Here is a 15,320-nt window from a genome sequence, read left to right on the forward strand (position 1 = left end):
AGTCCCGGCTGGGGACGACGAGTCCGGCCGGGGTGAAGGCGATCTTGCGCAGCTCGGTGTGGGTGCCGGAGTCCTTGCGCCAGAGGCCGCTGACGATGTCGACCGCCTCGGTGGGGGTGGCCGCGAACTCCAGACCCGCGTAGACGGGTGCGCAGGCGTCGAGCCCGAGGTCCTGCGCGGAGAGCCGTCGCCCGAGCCGCCGGGTGAACACCTCGGCGATCAGCGCGGGCGTGGTGCCGCGCGGCTGCTGTCCCCGGAGCCAGCGGGTGACCGAGGTCTTGTCGTACCGCAGGTCGAGGCCGTGTTCGAGACCGAGCTGATCGACCCGGCGGGCCAGGCCGGCGTGCGAGAACCCGGCTTCCGTGATGAGTGAGGCGAGTCGGCGGTTGGGCGTGCGCTGCGGGGGTCGTTCCGACATCAGCTGTACGGTCTCCTGCCTTCGGGGCCGGACGGGCAGCCCTCATGGGAACGGCGCGAATTTAGCGGCCGCCGGGGCGGTCACAGCCACCCTTTGCTCCACGTTCATCCGATCGTGTGAGGATTCGGGACGGAGCTGACGGAAACGTCCGACCCGTGGACCGGCAGCTCCCCGGCAGGCCCCGGGCCGTTCCGGGCCCGCCCGCCGAACCTGCCGGGGGGCTGTTCGGGCGACGGTCGTACAGTGGATGCGGGCGCGATCAGTGCAGGGCGCCGTCATCCCGGGGACACCCCTCCGGGCACGCGGGGCCCACGTAGGGAGGCATCGGTGAGCGAGCTGCGGTTCGTCCGTCTGGGCTTCGGCGAACAGGCCGTCGAATACACGGAGGCCTGGCAGAAGCAGCGCGAGGTGCACGCGGACCGGTTCGAGGACCGGGTGCCGGACACCTGTCTGCTTCTGGAACACCCGCCGGTCTACACCGCGGGACGCCGTACGGCGGTGAGCGAACGTCCGCTGGACGGCACTCCGGTCATCGACGTGGACCGGGGCGGCAAGATCACCTGGCACGGACCGGGACAGCTCGTCGGCTACCCGATCCAGAAGCTGCCGCGTCCGGTGGACGTCGTGGCGCACGTCCGCCGGCTGGAGGACGCGCTGATCCTCACGGCCGCCGACTTCGGCCTGGAGACCTCCCGGATCGAGGGCCGCAGCGGCGTCTGGGTGCTCGGCGACCCGGTCGAGCAGCGTCAGGCGCTCGGCGGGCTCTCGCTGGACTTCGACCCGCGGCTCCAGGACAAGGAGTTCGACGCCCGCCTGAACGGCCCCGAGTACGCGCCGTCCAACGCGGGCCAGCGCCGCGAGGACCGCAAGCTGGCCGCGATCGGGATCAGGGTCGCCAAGGGCGTGACGATGCACGGCTTCTCGCTCAACGTGAATCCGGACAACACCTGGTTCGACCGGATCGTGCCGTGCGGCATCCGGGACGCGGGGGTCACGTCCCTCAGCGGCGAGCTGGGCCGGGAGGTCACCATCGAGGAGGTGCTGCCGGTCGTCGAGAAGCACCTGCGGGACATCCTGGAGAACGCGGAGCTCGCACCGAGGGTGATCGAGCAGCCGAAGACCGCGAGCCCGGCACCGGCCCCTGCCTGATACCGACCGGCCCTACCGGCCGGTAGCTCCGACCGTCACCACCGGCCGGGGAATAGGCCCCGTGGGCCGCAGGTTGGGCAGGCGTAAGGCCGTTTGATGTACGGGCGTACCCTGGTGTTCGCCAAAGAATCCAAAGCGAGTCCCTCGCGCATCGCTCGCGCATCCCACGCGAACCCGACGCGAATCCAACGCAGCAGAGAGCAAAGGGGAGCCGGAGTGTCCGCTGTCGCACCCGACGGGCGCAAGATGCTGCGCCTGGAGGTCCGGAACAGCCAGACCCCCATCGAGCGCAAGCCCGAGTGGATCAAAACGCGGGCGAAGATGGGCCCCGAGTACAAGCAGCTGCAGCAGCTGGTGAAGGGCGAAGGGCTGCACACGGTCTGCCAGGAGGCGGGCTGTCCCAACATCTTCGAGTGCTGGGAGGACCGCGAGGCCACCTTCCTCATCGGCGGTGACCAGTGCACCCGGCGCTGCGACTTCTGCCAGATCGACACGGGCAAGCCGCAGGCGCTGGACCGTGACGAGCCCCGCCGCGTCGGCGAGTCGGTCGTCACGATGGACCTGAACTACGCCACCATCACCGGCGTCGCACGCGACGACCTGGAGGACGGCGGCGCCTGGCTGTACGCCGAGACCGTCCGCCAGATCCACGCGCTCACCGCGGAGCGGGAGGCCGGCGCGACCAAGGTCGAGCTGCTGATCCCCGACTTCAACGCCGAGCCCGAGCAGCTCGCCGAGGTCTTCTCCTCGCGCCCCGAGGTGCTCGCGCACAACGTGGAGACGGTGCCGCGGATCTTCAAGCGGATCCGCCCCGGCTTCCGTTACGAGCGTTCCCTGGAGGTCATCACCCGGGCCCGCGAGGCCGGTCTGATCACCAAGTCGAACCTGATCCTCGGCATGGGCGAGACCCGCGAGGAAGTCAGCGAGGCGCTCCAGGACCTCTACGACGCAGGTTGCGAGCTCATCACGATTACGCAGTACCTGCGCCCCTCCGTACGGCACCACCCGGTCGAGCGCTGGGTGAAGCCGCACGAGTTCGTCGAGCTGAAGGACGAGGCCGACGCGATCGGCTACTCCGGCGTGATGTCGGGTCCGCTGGTGCGGTCCTCGTACCGCGCGGGGCGTCTCTTCCAGCAGGCGATGGAGGCGCGCGGCGCGGCCGCCGCGAACACCCAGGCCGCACCGGCCGTGTGAATCCGCTCACGAGCGACTACCGAACAGTAACCGCATGACCGAAGCGGTCCGGACGCTCCCCGCAGGTCGGGGCCGCGTACGGACCGCTTCGGCGTGCGCGGCGCCGGAATGAAGGTTTCATTGGTGTTTGACCGCCCGGTCATGCGCTGGTAACACCAAGCAGTGACCCTAGGTACACGTGCGGCAGCGGCTCCCGCGGCCGCCGTCACCGCTTCCCGTACTCAGTCCGCGCCCCGGGGGCGCATCCACTCCGAGGGGGAACACCACGATGCAGGCCGCACCGGTCCGCGCCCACGCCCTTCCGTCCGTCACCACCGCCCTGCGCGCCGTCGAGTCGCTGCTGCTGAGCGGCGGCCAGCGCACCGCCCGCCGCAACGCCTGGACGGCCGTCCTGGAGGACCGCCGCCGCGCCAAGGACCGGGTGGAGGCCCAGCACGTGCTGGAAGCCGTGGCCGACCACCGTTCCTAGGTCGCTCCCACGCCACGTAAACTTCAGTACATGGCGAGGAAGGCAAAAACTGAAGGCGCGGACAGCGCCGAGAACGCAGGGCGGCTCAAGCAGATCGCCCTGACCTACAAGATGACCAGGCGGACCGACAGCAAGATCGGTCTTGTCGTCGCGGGTGTCGGAATCCTCACGTTCGGTGTCCTCCTCGGCATCGGCTTCGCGATCGGTCACCCGGTCTATCTGGGCATCCTGGGCTTCGTCCTGGCCGTCCTCGCGATGGCGATCATCTTCGGCCGGCGCGCCGAGCGGGCGGCCTTCGGACAGATGGAGGGGCAGCCCGGAGCGGCGGCCGCCGTCCTGGACCGGATCGGACGCGGCTGGACCACCACCCCCGCGGTCGCGATGAACCGCAGCCAGGACGTCGTCCACCGGGCGGTCGGCAAGGCCGGCATCGTCCTGGTGGCCGAGGGCAACCCGAACCGGGTGAAGGGCCTGCTGGCGGCCGAGAAGAAGAAGATGGCCCGCATCGTGGTGGACGTGCCGGTGCACGACATCATCGTCGGCAACGGCGAGGGCCAGGTGTCCCTGAAGAAGGTCCGCACCAAGATGCTGAAGCTTCCCCGCGTCCTGACCGGCCCGCAGGTGACCAGCACCAACGACCGGCTGCGCGCGATGGGCGACCTGATGAGCAACATGCCGCTGCCGAAGGGCCCGATGCCCAAGGGCATGCGGATGCCGCGCGGCGGAAAGACGCGCTGACCGCGACATACGTGAAACGGGGCGGCCCCGGACCGATGAACGGTCCCGGGGCCGCCCCGTTCTCATGTCCGTATCGGGGACATCACATCCGGACCTGCACGGCGCGGGAGAGCCGGTCGTGCAGTCCGCGCCCGTCGCGGTCCCAGACCAGCGCGGGGATGACGAGCAGGAGCAGCACGGTCCGCACGACCACACGCACGAACCCGAGCCGTCCGCCGCCCTCGGCGACCACCCGTACGCCCAGGAGGCGCTTCCCGGGCGTGCAGCCGATGGTCCCGACGGTCAGCAGGCTCATCACGAGGAAGACCCCGAGCGCCCAGTTGCCCGCCGCCTGCTGGTCACCGCGAGCGAGCAGCCCGTATGCGATCACCATGCAGAGCGACCAGTCGATGAAGAGGGCTCCGAAGCGCCGGCCGAGCGGGGCGACCGAGCCGGGCCCCTCCTCGGGCAGCCCGAGCCCCTTGCCCCGGTAGCCGAAGTCGGCGCCCATCTCCTCGGCGGCCGCGCGGGGCCCCGAGAGCCACGATCCGATTGCTTGCCTGTTGTCCACCCGTCCACGGTACTGCGCCCGTCTTCGCCCCCGGCCGGGCGGGGCACCGGAAACAGTCGCGGAGATGCCGCCCGCCACCGCCCCGGTTAACTTGGGCGAAACAAATGGGTCACGCTTGAGAAATCACGCCTGCCTATGGTCGGGTCCAGCGTGTGCCACCGCACTGGCCGCACCACGAGCTACAACCCCGTCCCTACCCGGGCCGGGAGTAGGAGGAGTTGGATGTTCCAGAACGCCGACGAAGTGCAGAAGTACGTAGCGGACAACGACGTCAAGTTCATCGATGTCCGGTTCTGCGACCTGCCCGGGGTGATGCAGCACTTCACGATCCCGGCAGCGACCTTCGACCCGGCCGAGGAACTGGCCTTCGACGGTTCGTCGATCCGCGGCTTCCAGGCCATCCACGAGTCCGACATGGCGCTGCGCGCCGACCTGTCGACGGCTCGGGTGGACCCCTTCCGCCGCGACAAGACCGTCAACATCAACTTCTTCATCCACGACCCGATCACGGGCGAGCAGTACAGCCGTGACCCGCGCAACATCGCCAAGAAGGCCGAGGCGTACCTCGCCTCGACCGGCTTCGCGGACACCGCGTACTTCGGCCCGGAGGCCGAGTTCTACGTCTTCGACAACGTCCGCTTCCAGACGTCGGCGAACGAGAGCTTCTACCACATCGACTCCGAGGCCGGCGCCTGGAACACCGGGTCGGAGGAGAACAACCGCGGCTACAAGGTCCGCTACAAGGGCGGCTACTTCCCGACCCCGCCGGTCGACCACTTCGCCGACCTGCGGGCCGAGATCTCCCTGGAGCTGGACAAGAACGGCCTCCAGGTCGAGCGCCAGCACCACGAGGTCGGCACCGCCGGCCAGGCCGAGATCAACTACAAGTTCAACACGCTGCTCGCCGCGGCCGACGACCTGATGCTCTTCAAGTACATCGTGAAGAACGTCGCCTGGCGCAACGGCAAGACCGCGACCTTCATGCCGAAGCCGATCTTCGGCGACAACGGCTCGGGCATGCACGTGCACCAGTCGCTGTGGCAGGGCGGCATTCCGCTCTTCTACGACGAGCAGGGTTACGCCGGCCTCTCCGACATGGCCCGCTACTACATCGGCGGCATCCTGAAGCACGCGCCGTCGCTGCTGGCCTTCACCAACCCGACGGTGAACTCGTACCACCGCCTGGTCCCCGGCTTCGAGGCCCCGGTCAACATGGTGTACTCGCAGCGCAACCGCTCCGCCGCGATGCGCATCCCGATCACCGGCTCGAACCCGAAGGCCAAGCGCGTCGAGTTCCGTGCCCCGGACCCGTCCTCGAACCCGTACCTCGCGTTCTCGGCGCTGCTGATGGCGGGCCTGGACGGCGTGAAGAACAAGATCGAGCCGGCCGAGCCGATCGACAAGGACCTCTACGAGCTGGCTCCCGAGGAGCACGCCAACGTCCAGCAGGTCCCGACCTCCCTCCCGGCCGTGCTCGAAGCCCTGGAGGCGGACAACGAGTACCTCCAGGCGGGCGGCGTCTTCACGTCGGACCTGATCGAGACGTGGATCGACTACAAGCGCACGAACGAGATCGCCCCGATCCAGCTGCGGCCGCACCCGCACGAGTTCGAGCTGTACTTCGACATCTAGGAACACCACGGGCCGGGCTCACCCGCGCCCGGGACGCCGAGGGCCGCCACCTCCTCCGGGAGGTGGCGGCCCTCGTGCGCGCGGTGGAACCAGTTGCCCCACTTCTCAGGGCCCACGGTGTGCGCGTAGCCACGTGCCCCCTACCGTTCTCCTGGCCGGCATCACCGGCTCCAGGATGACCGCCGTCGCCCGAACTGGTCGATATGCAGAGCCGGTCCGCTTTCTTCTGTGAGTATCGTTCGCCGGTGCACGGGACGCCGTGTGGTCTTGAGTGCGAGGGGGGCGGCTGATGCGAAGGACCGGGCGAAGACTTGCGTCCGCGATGGACGAGGCCAAGAAGCCCAGCGTGAGCACTGCGGCAGGCAAGCCAGCGGAGCGCTCCGAGCCGCTCACCGCCTCCGAGCTGAAAGCTGCGCTGCTCACGCGGGACCAGGCCGTCGTTTTCACGATCACGGGAGAAGGCTCCAGGGAAGGCTCCCTCGCGAAGTCCGCCCGCACCAAGGAGGAGACCCACACCCGAGTCCTGTCGGCATGTGCGAGAGACGCCCGGACAGGGCGTGTTCGGGCGTGGGGAATCCGCGGCCGCCTGGTCGACGATGTACCGGGGCAAGGGCTCCTTCTCACCACGGTCCTCCCTCCTGACCAGCAATCCGGTGGACACCGCACGCACTCGCATGACCCAACTGCGCCGAGCCGTCGCCGCATGTGGCCGGTTCGCTTTCAGCAACGCCTACGGCAACGCGTCCGTCACCACCGAGGCCCTCGCCGTGCCGGACCTCGGGGAGGAGTCCGTGCGGTACCGCACTCTGGCCCGGTTGAACAGCGGAGGCTTCATCTATTCGCTGGTGACCGCCGTACGGGTCGGAGGGGTCATCGCGACCATGCAGACCAGCGATACCACGGGGCCGCTTCCGCCAGACGAGCTCGCCAAGTTCAAACCCGATCCCGGCACTGACGAAAGTGTCATCTCCACCCTCATCAAGAACGTCGTCGAGGCCGAGAGCCGAAGTCCTGTCCCGTAAGCGCACGGCAGGAGTATCGAGGCGGGCCCCTTTCCTCATGTGCTGCCGCCTTCGGCCCCGCCCTCACCGCAGCGAGGGCCGTGCCCGTCCCGCCCAGTACTCGTCCGCCGTAATGCCCAGCAGGACCACGTCCTGGTACGTGCCCGCGAAGAACTCGTGCTGGCGCAGTCGGCCCTCCTCCACGAAGCCGAGTTTGCGGTAGAGGGCCAGGGAGGCGTCGTTGAAGGCGTAGACCTCCACCTCGCACTTGTGGCAGCGCTGTTCGGCGAACATGTAGGTGAGGACCAGTTCGGTGGCCTCGGCCGCGTAGCCCTGGCGGCGGTGTTCCCGGGTGACCTCGATGCCCGTACGGAAGCGGCCTGCCCGGGCGTCCGTCGCGCCCACCGAAACCGCGCCGACGAAGGCGTGCTCGAAGCGGGTCTCGATGACCAGTTGGTACCCGGCCGCGTTCGGGGTGCGGCCGGCGCGCTCGGTGGCCCAGGCGCGGAAGCTCTCGTCCGAGCGGGGCGGGTCGACCACATCGGCGTTGCGGGCGTCCACGGTGTGCAGGGCGAGGGCCCTGAAGCCCTCCCAGTCCTGCGGTTCGACGCCCCGCAGGCGTACTCTTTCGCCGGTCCACAGGTCGGTCATCGTGCTCCACGGTCTCGGCGGCCCCTGATGGGGCCGGGTGTGTACGGATGTGGCGTCAAGGGTTACGGAGTCCGGTGGGCCGGTCACATGAGCCTGGTGGCGATCGTCCTCGCGCAGTCCAGGAGCTCCGTGTGTGTGGTGTCCACCTCCAGGTCGTACTCCACGCCCCGGTGGACCGTCTCCGCCTGCGCCGCGGCCATGCCCCTCGGGCGGTCCCCCCGGGCGATCTCGCGGGCCTCGGCTACCATGCCCTCGCAACGGACGCCCACCCAGCAGACGTCCAGGCCCACCAGCGCCTTCCGCCACGGCTCCTGGGAGGCGGGGCCGCCGAGGAACACGTCGTCGACGATGACCCTCGCTCCCGCACGAACCATCGCCGCGACGCCCTCGCGCCACGCCGCCTCCAGCTTCCGGAACTCCGGGCCGACGGCCACACCGCCGTCCTCGGCGAACTCGATGCCCGCGTCCGATGTGCGCAGGGACGCCGGCAGCGAGTCGACGAAAGCGTCGATCGCGGCGGCGAGCCACGGGTCCGGCAGTTCCGCCTGGAGGCAGCGGACGATGCCGGACTTACCGGAGCTGGAGCCGCCGTTCAGCACGATCACCTGGGTTGTCACCCGGTCACAGTAGAGGCAGCCGGTACGGTGTTCGACGCGTTTTCGGGCTAGGGCCCTACGCGGGCTTGATCGTGGAGAGTTGCGCGAGCAGCAGGATCAGCCGGTAGGCGTCGCGTATTCGGGGGCCGTGAAGGCGACCGTATGGGCGCCCCGGTGCGCGAGACGCCCGGCACCAGGGTCGCCAGGTCGATGGTGTGCGGGCTCGCGAGGTCGACCTCCACGTCCAGCGGCCCGGTGAGCGTCAGGGTCGGGCAGGTGCATCGTCATGCCCCTGTGCCCCGGCCGGACGGGCCGGGGCACAGGGGCGACCGTCGGTCGGGACCGGGTCAGCGGCCGTGGCTGATCAGGGCACGGACCATGCGGCAGGTGGTGTCGGACGGCGGGTGGATTCCCAGGCGCTCGGCGGTGATCCGTATCCGGTGGTTGCGTGCGCTGGAGGGCTGGTAGACCCCGCTGTCGAGCAGGGCGATGGCCAGGCGCATGGCCTTGAGGCGACGGTTGTGGGAGACGTACCACTCACGGGGGCGGCCCGCGGGCAGTCGCTTCTTCGGCAGTGGTGCGGGAATCGGCGGGTGGAAGGGCATCGGGAGCTGTCGGTCGAGCGGCTCGGTCGTGACTGCGGCAACGGCCATCGGCATCCTCCTGGCAGCGTGGTGGAACCCTTGCGAACTCCCTCCATTTTACTGCTCCCCACTGACAATCGCCCCTGGCCAGAGGCCATTTCGGCAGTCCCTCGCGTAACCTTGGCCCCATGGAGATCTGGATCAATCCGGCCTGCTCGAAATGCCGCAGCGCGCTCACTCTGCTCGACGCGGAAGGTGCCGACTACACCGTCCGCCGCTACCTGGAGGACGTGCCCTCGCCCGAGGAGATCCGCGCCGTGCTGGACCGGCTCGGTCTCGAACCGTGGGACATCACCCGGACGCAGGAGGCGGCGGCGAAGGAACTGGGTCTCAATGAGTGGCCGCGGGAGGCCGCTTCATGGGAGCGGTGGATCGCCGCCCTCTCCGAGCACCCGAAGCTGATCCAGCGGCCCATCATCACGGCCGAGGACGGCAGCGCCGTGGTGGCGCGGAGCGAGGAAGCGGTACGGGACGCGTTGGGGCGCGATGCCTGATCCCGCATCCCCAGGGCTACCCCGGAATGGAGTTCTTCACCGACTTCGTCGTCACCGGTGCCGTGGGCGGTGCCGACGCCACGAGTACGCCCACCGAGGTCACCGGCCTCCTCGGCGACGGGTTCGTGGAAAGCCTCACCGGCCCGAAGCGGTTGCCGCGCTGCTACGACCTGGTGGAGCTCGCCGGGGAGGGGGACGGGGGCAGTGGCAACCTGGCGCGGTCTGTACCTCACTGTGCGGGCTCACCGGGTGGATTCGCCGTTGCGGGTCGACCGAGGAGAACGGCGAGGTGCCGCAGCTGACGGCCCCTGCCTGGTTCGCCCCCGGTCCTCGCGGCGATCCCTCGCCGTGGTACCGGGAGGCCGGACGCGACCGGGTACGGCGGACGGCATCTGGCCGGGCTCGGTGCGCCGGAGCGGGAGGCCTGGGCGCGGGCCCGGCTGGGGCTCCGGCCCCGGCTGATGTGACCCCGGGACCGAGGACTCAGCGTTCGTCCGTGCCCGCGCGCTTGGCGGTGGACAGGGCTATCCGGTTCCACGTGTTGATCGTGAGGATCAGGGCCAGCAGGTGGGCCAGCTCCTCCTCGTCGAAGTGGGCCGCCGCCCGGTCGTAGACCTCGTCCGGCACCCCTGCGTCCCCGATCCGGGTGACCGCGTCCGTCAGGGCCAGGGCGGCCTGTTCCTTGTCCGTGAAGAAGTGGTCCGCCTCGTGCCACACCGCGACCAGGTGCAGGCGCTCCTCGCTCTCGCCCGCCTTGCGCGCGTCCGTGGTGTGCATGTGCAGGCAGTACGCGCACCGGTTCAGGTGCGAGGCGCGGATCTGGACCAGTTCGACCAACGTCGGGTCCAGGCCGGCGCGGGCCGCCGCGTCCAGGCCGATCACGGCCCGGAAGACCTTCGGGGCCGTCTTCGCGAAGTCGAGCCGGGCCGTCTCCTGGTTGCTCCGGACGGTGGTGGCGGGGGTGGTGGTGCGGTCGTTCGTCTTGCTCTCCGTCGTCGTCATGGGTACGAATCTAGAGCGACAGGCGACTGGGTTTGGGGTGCATTTCCATGACGGATTCATGGGTCAATTCCGCGGAGATCCTGGGCAGCGATCTCCCGCTGGAGCTGTCCGGCACGGGTAACCGCCGGGCCGTCCTGATGGCCGCCCTCCGTGACGCCGTGCGCAGCGGGCGTCTCGCCCCGGGCACCCGGCTGCCGCCCTACCGCTCTCTCGCCGCCGATCTGGGCCTCGCCCGCAACACCGTCGCCGACGCCTACGCGGAGCTGGTCGCGGAAGGCTGGCTCGCCGCCCGCCAGGGCTCGGGGACCCGGGTCGCCGAGCGGGCCGTCCCGGTCACCCCCGTCCACCGGCCGCGTACTCCCGAGCGCACCGCCCGCCCGGTCCATGACCTGGTCCAGGGGCAGCCGGACCCCTCGGTCTTCCCGCGCACCGCCTGGCTGGCCTCGGCGCGCCGGGCGCTCGCCGCCGCCCCCGACGACGCGTTCGGGCCCGGCGATCCGCACGGGCGGCCCGAGCTGCGGCGGGCCCTGGCCGGCTATCTGGCCCGGGTGCGCGGGGTGCGGGCCGCGCCGGAGCGGATCGTGCTGTGCTCGGGGGCCGCGCACGGGCTGCGGCTGCTCGCGGAGGTGGTCGGCGGCCCCTGGGCGGCGGAGGAGTACGGCCTGCCCTTCCACCGCGCGCTGCTCACCTCCCACGGGGTCGGCACCCGGCCGCTCGGCGTGGACGCGGACGGCGCCCGGGTCGACGGGCTCACCCACCGCGACCGTGCGGTACTCCTCACGCCCGCCCACCAGTTCCCCACCGGCGGGCCGCTGCACCCCGCGCGGCGGGCGGCCGTCGTCGACTGGGCCCGGACCACCGGCGGGCTCGTCGTCGAGGACGACTACGACGGGGAGTTCCGCTACGACCGGCAGCCCGTGGGGGCCGTCCAGGGGCTCGATCCCGAGCATGTGGTACTGCTGGGGTCGGTGAGCAAGAGCCTCTCCCCCACCCTGCGGATCGGGTGGATGGTGCTGCCCCAGCGGCTCGTGGCCCCCGTCGTCACGGCGAAGGGCGAGCGGGAGCAGTGGTCGAGCGCCACCGAGCAGCTGACGCTCGCGGACTTCGTCGAGTCGGGCGCGTACGACCGGCAGGTACGCCGGATGCGGCAGCGCCACCGCCGCCGCCGGGACCAACTGGTGGCGGCCCTGGAGCGGCGGGCCCCGCACGTCCGCGTCACCGGCATCGCGGCCGGCCTCCACGCGGTGCTGGAACTGCCGCCCGGCACCGAGCGCTCCGCGGTCCGGGCCGCGGCCTGGCAGGGGCTGGCCGTGGACGGCCTCGCCGACTATCGGCACCCGGGCGCGGAGGGGACGGGGGGCGACCGGGACGGGCTCGTCGTCGGATACGCGACGCCTGCCGAGTCCGCCTACCCCGAGGCGCTGGAGGCCCTGTGCCGGGCCCTGCCGCCGGGATGAGTCGGCGGTGGGCAGCGGGGCCCGCCCCGTCCGCTCGCTCCTGCCGGTCAGCGCGTCCGCGCCTGTGTCTCCGCCGCCACCAGCAGCTCCGTGAGGTGGAGGCCGAAGCGGGCGTCGCAGGCGTGCGGCACCCCCGTGCGTACCGCTTCGGCCAGGGCGTCCACCGCGCCCCGGAACGCGGTCTCCGCGCCGTCCCAGCCGGGGAGCGACGCGGTGCCCCGCTCGCCCCGGAACTCGATCTCGACGCCCGCCGCGCCGGACGGGGCGCTCAGCCCGAGAGTCACCGTGCTGGACGCGCCGGAGGTGTGGCGCAGGATCAGGTGCGTGGTGTCGGCCGGGCCCCTGGCGGCGGTCAGGTGCTCGACGTCGCCCAGGACCGGGATCAGCACGGAGAGCGCGTGCGGGCCGACGTCCCACAGGCCGCCCTTCTCGCGCCGCCACGGGGAATCCGCGTACTCGCTGGTCGAACCCTCGGCGTAGAGCGAACCCAGCCACTGGGCGCGAGCCGTGAACCAGCCGTCCACCGCGGCCTGTTCGGCGATCCACGCGGAGGTCTCGGGGGCGAATCTCAGCGTGCAGAAGACGACCGAGGCCACCCCTGACTTCTCCGCCGCCCCGGCCACCGCACGGGCCCCCTCCACCGTCGTGGCGACCGGCTTGTCCATCAGGAGGTGGCAGTCCGCCTCCGCGGCCCGGACCGCGAGCGGGGCCTGGACGTCCGGCGGCAGCGCGAAGGCCACCGCGTCGCTCGCCTCCAGGAGTGCGTCGATGCCCTCCTCACCGGTGTACGCGCGGGTCCCGTGGGCGGCGGCGAGGGCGTCCGCCGCCTCGGCCCGGCGGCCCCACACCCCGCTCAGTTCCACTCCGGGGTGGGCGGCGAGCGCGGGGGCCTGGGTGTTCCGTGCCCAGGGGCCGGTGCCGAGGAGGCCGATGCGCAGGGGGGCGTTGGTGCCGACAGCTGAATCCATGGAGCCAGTGTGCCGGGTGCGCGGGTCGGTTGTGCAGGGGGCGAGGTGTCCGCCGCCCGAACGCGGGGAGTCGGTTCATCGCGCGGGACGTCGCCGGGCGCCCGGATGCGGTGGCGCGGGGCTACCCTGCCCCGTTGCGTCTCCGGGGCCGGCCACGGGACTCCGGCGCGACTTCCGAGTCGCGCCTTGATCCTCTCCTCCTCGGTAACACGGGGTTCACATCCGGGCAACGGACGGGAAATCGCGTCTTGCCATGCTGCGCCGCATAGACCGCTGCACCCGCAAAGGATGGCGTCCGTGACGTTCAAGGCTGAGTACATCTGGATAGACGGCACCGCGCCGACCGCCAAGCTTCGCTCCAAGACGAAGATCATGGACGGCGCACCGTCGGGAGACGTGGCGGAGCTGCCCATCTGGGGATTCGACGGCTCCAGCACCAACCAGGCCGAGGGCCACGCGTCCGACCGGGTACTGAAGCCCGTCTTCACCTGTCCGGACCCGATCCGCGGCGGTACGGACATCCTCGTCCTGTGCGAGGTCTTCAACATCGACATGACGCCGCACGAGTCCAACACCCGTGCCGCGCTGCGTCCGCTCGCCGAGCAGTTCGCGGGCCAGGCCCCGATCTTCGGCATCGAGCAGGAGTACACCTTCTTCGACGGACACCGCCCGCTCGGCTTCCCCGAGGGCGGCTTCCCGGCCGCGCAGGGCGGCTACTACTGCGGTGTCGGCGCGGACGAGATCTTCGGCCGCGACATCGTGGAGAAGCACCTCGACAACTGCCTGGCCGCGGGGCTCGGCATCTCCGGCATCAACGCCGAGGTCATGCCCGGCCAGTGGGAGTTCCAGGTGGGCCCGCTGTCCCCGCTGGAGGTCTCCGACCAGCTGTGGGTGGCCCGTTGGCTGCTCTACCGCACCGCCGAGGACTTCGACGTCTCCGCCACCCTGGACCCGAAGCCGGTCAAGGGCGACTGGAACGGCGCGGGCGCGCACACCAACTTCTCCACGAAGGCGATGCGCGAGGGCTACGACGCGATCATCACCGCGTGCGAGTCGCTGGGCGAGGGCTCCAAGCCGATGGACCACGTGAAGAACTACGGCGCGGGCATCGACGACCGGCTCACCGGCCTGCACGAGACCGCCCCGTGGAACGAGTACAACTACGGCGTCTCCGACCGCGGCGCCTCGGTCCGTATCCCGTGGCAGGTCGAGCAGGACCGGAAGGGTTACATCGAGGACCGTCGTCCGAACGCGAACGTCGACCCGTACGTCGTCACGCGGCTGATCGTCGACACCTGCTGCACCGCGCTGGAGAAGGCCGGCCAGGTCTGATCCCGACGCCAACCACGGCAGAGGGGCCCTCCGGTGAACCGGTGGGCCCCTCTGCCGTGTACGGGCCACGCGTGAGGAACGTAACGCCAAGGGTCCGTATCGACGGGTGCGAGGAGTCTGATGCTCCGCCGCGATGTCTGCTTCAATGAAGCACATGGCCAGCTACCAGCACATCGCGTCGGGTCACAGCGGCCTCGAACCGTTCTGGCCTTCCCGTCAGCACCATGACTTCGACCGGGTGTGTTGCCGCGCGTGGAACGCGCAGGCCCGCTGAAGCCGTTCACCCCGGCCTTCGGTCCGCGCGTACGACGTAGGTCCGTCCCCTGACGACTTCTCGCGCGAAAGAGCTGACCCTCATGGCGAACACCCGTACCTTCTCCGCCCCGTCCGCCGCCACCGCGGCGTCCCCGGCGCCCGCTGCGGACCGTCCAGCCGCCCGTTCCCTCCCCGCCCACCCGAACCGGCACCGGCTGCGCGCGGTCGACCGTGACGAGGTCGCCGGGCCGGCCGACATGACGGACTTCCTCCCGCCCGGGGCCACCTGGCTCCCCGCCCCGCCGCACACCCTGCCCGCCCTGCCCGCCCTGCCCGGCCTGCCCGGCCTGCCCGGCCTGCCGCCGATGATCGGTTACCTGGTGCTCGTGCCGGCCGGCCGGCAGCCCGCGCCCGACGCGGCCGGCGACGAAGAGGCGTACGCCGGTCCGGTCCGGATCGACGTCACCCGGCGTACGGCCTCGGTCGGCGGTGTCGCCCTCGACCTCACGTACCTGGAGTTCGAGCTGCTGGCCCATCTGGTGGCGCACCCGCACCGGGTGCACACCCGCGACCAGCTGGTCACGGCGGTGTGGGGTTACGGGCATGTGGGCGACGGGCGCACCGTCGACGTCCATGTCGCCCGGCTGCGCCGCAAGCTCGGTGCGGAGTACCGCCGTTCGATCCGGACGGTCCGCCGGGTCGGGTACGCGTACACGCCCTGACCGGCTCCCGCACGTGTGGCGGCCCCGGACCACGGTTCCTCCTCACCG

General features: G+C 70.9%; 17 protein-coding genes and 2 pseudogenes. 11 read left to right on the forward strand and 8 right to left on the reverse strand.

The window, feature by feature from the left end:
• A pseudogene (locus B9S58_RS08085) lies at positions 1-418 on the reverse strand (regulator); the annotation flags it as partial.
• Positions 419-745: 327 nt separating this feature from the next.
• Between B9S58_RS08085 and lipB the strand changes: the two are divergent.
• From lipB to B9S58_RS08105, 4 genes are all read left to right on the forward strand, one after another.
• Positions 746-1,567, forward strand: coding sequence for a lipoyl(octanoyl) transferase LipB (lipB, locus tag B9S58_RS08090; RefSeq protein WP_103531429.1), 822 nt, complete (start codon positions 746-748; stop codon positions 1,565-1,567).
• A gap of 216 nt (positions 1,568-1,783) precedes the next feature.
• Complete coding sequence (gene lipA / locus B9S58_RS08095; protein ID WP_103531430.1) at positions 1,784-2,761, forward strand: lipoyl synthase; 978 nt, start codon at positions 1,784-1,786, stop codon at positions 2,759-2,761.
• Positions 2,762-3,029: 268 nt separating this feature from the next.
• Entirely contained in the window at positions 3,030-3,230 is a 201-nt protein-coding gene (locus B9S58_RS08100) for a hypothetical protein (protein WP_096631684.1), read from the forward strand.
• 30 nt (positions 3,231-3,260) lie between these two features.
• Positions 3,261-3,968 (forward strand): DUF4191 domain-containing protein, encoded by a 708-nt coding sequence (locus B9S58_RS08105; protein ID WP_103531431.1) that lies wholly within the window; start codon positions 3,261-3,263, stop codon positions 3,966-3,968.
• Between the two features lie 82 nt (positions 3,969-4,050).
• Here B9S58_RS08105 and B9S58_RS08110 read toward each other — a convergent pair whose 3' ends face one another.
• Positions 4,051-4,458, reverse strand: a complete 408-nt coding sequence (locus B9S58_RS08110) for an RDD family protein (RefSeq protein ID WP_181009233.1) — start codon at positions 4,456-4,458, stop codon at positions 4,051-4,053.
• Between the two features lie 282 nt (positions 4,459-4,740).
• Here B9S58_RS08110 and glnA point away from each other — a divergent pair, with 282 nt between their 5' ends.
• Positions 4,741-6,150: a type I glutamate--ammonia ligase gene (gene glnA / locus B9S58_RS08115; protein WP_103531433.1), complete on the forward strand. Its 1,410-nt coding sequence runs from the start codon at positions 4,741-4,743 to the stop codon at positions 6,148-6,150.
• Between the two features lie 533 nt (positions 6,151-6,683).
• Entirely contained in the window at positions 6,684-7,172 is a 489-nt protein-coding gene (locus tag B9S58_RS08120; protein ID WP_146063480.1) for a hypothetical protein, read from the forward strand.
• Between the two features lie 63 nt (positions 7,173-7,235).
• On the opposite strand, the gene B9S58_RS08125 is transcribed toward B9S58_RS08120, so the two are convergent.
• The 4 genes and pseudogenes from B9S58_RS08125 to B9S58_RS08140 form a co-directional block, all read right to left on the reverse strand.
• Positions 7,236-7,802, reverse strand: coding sequence for a GNAT family N-acetyltransferase (locus B9S58_RS08125; protein ID WP_103531435.1), 567 nt, complete (start codon positions 7,800-7,802; stop codon positions 7,236-7,238).
• An 83-nt stretch (positions 7,803-7,885) separates the two neighbouring features.
• Complete coding sequence (gene cpt, locus B9S58_RS08130; RefSeq protein ID WP_103531436.1) at positions 7,886-8,419, reverse strand: chloramphenicol phosphotransferase CPT; 534 nt, start codon at positions 8,417-8,419, stop codon at positions 7,886-7,888.
• Between the two features lie 55 nt (positions 8,420-8,474).
• Positions 8,475-8,670: pseudogene (locus tag B9S58_RS38825) on the reverse strand (aminopeptidase); the annotation flags it as partial.
• A gap of 75 nt (positions 8,671-8,745) precedes the next feature.
• Positions 8,746-9,051, reverse strand: a complete 306-nt coding sequence (locus B9S58_RS08140; RefSeq protein ID WP_103531437.1) for a hypothetical protein — start codon at positions 9,049-9,051, stop codon at positions 8,746-8,748.
• Between the two features lie 119 nt (positions 9,052-9,170).
• On the opposite strand from B9S58_RS08140, the gene B9S58_RS08145 reads away from it, so the two are divergent.
• Together B9S58_RS08145 and B9S58_RS08150 are read left to right on the forward strand one after the other, a co-directional pair.
• Complete coding sequence (locus B9S58_RS08145; RefSeq protein WP_103531438.1) at positions 9,171-9,536, forward strand: arsenate reductase family protein; 366 nt, start codon at positions 9,171-9,173, stop codon at positions 9,534-9,536.
• 26 nt (positions 9,537-9,562) lie between these two features.
• Positions 9,563-9,838: a hypothetical protein gene (locus B9S58_RS08150; protein WP_258044227.1), complete on the forward strand. Its 276-nt coding sequence runs from the start codon at positions 9,563-9,565 to the stop codon at positions 9,836-9,838.
• 181 nt (positions 9,839-10,019) lie between these two features.
• On the opposite strand, the gene B9S58_RS08155 is transcribed toward B9S58_RS08150, so the two are convergent.
• Positions 10,020-10,538: a carboxymuconolactone decarboxylase family protein gene (locus tag B9S58_RS08155; protein ID WP_103531439.1), complete on the reverse strand. Its 519-nt coding sequence runs from the start codon at positions 10,536-10,538 to the stop codon at positions 10,020-10,022.
• Positions 10,539-10,585: 47 nt separating this feature from the next.
• Between B9S58_RS08155 and B9S58_RS08160 the strand changes: the two genes are divergently transcribed.
• The gene (locus B9S58_RS08160) at positions 10,586-11,995 is read left to right on the forward strand and encodes a PLP-dependent aminotransferase family protein (protein WP_103531440.1); all 1,410 of its coding nucleotides are present in this window, start codon (positions 10,586-10,588) and stop codon (positions 11,993-11,995) included.
• A 47-nt stretch (positions 11,996-12,042) separates the two neighbouring features.
• Here B9S58_RS08160 and B9S58_RS08165 read toward each other — a convergent pair whose 3' ends face one another.
• The gene (locus B9S58_RS08165; protein ID WP_103531441.1) at positions 12,043-12,963 is read right to left on the reverse strand and encodes a Gfo/Idh/MocA family protein; all 921 of its coding nucleotides are present in this window, start codon (positions 12,961-12,963) and stop codon (positions 12,043-12,045) included.
• Positions 12,964-13,260: 297 nt separating this feature from the next.
• Here B9S58_RS08165 and glnII point away from each other — a divergent pair, with 297 nt between their 5' ends.
• Positions 13,261-14,295, forward strand: a complete 1,035-nt coding sequence (gene glnII, locus B9S58_RS08170; protein ID WP_103531442.1) for a glutamine synthetase — start codon at positions 13,261-13,263, stop codon at positions 14,293-14,295.
• 356 nt (positions 14,296-14,651) lie between these two features.
• The gene (locus tag B9S58_RS08175; RefSeq protein WP_103531443.1) at positions 14,652-15,272 is read left to right on the forward strand and encodes a winged helix-turn-helix domain-containing protein; all 621 of its coding nucleotides are present in this window, start codon (positions 14,652-14,654) and stop codon (positions 15,270-15,272) included.
• Positions 15,273-15,320 lie beyond the last annotated feature (48 nt).

The organism is Streptomyces sp. SM11 (assembly GCF_002910905.1).
Taxonomy (GTDB): domain Bacteria; phylum Actinomycetota; class Actinomycetes; order Streptomycetales; family Streptomycetaceae; genus Streptomyces.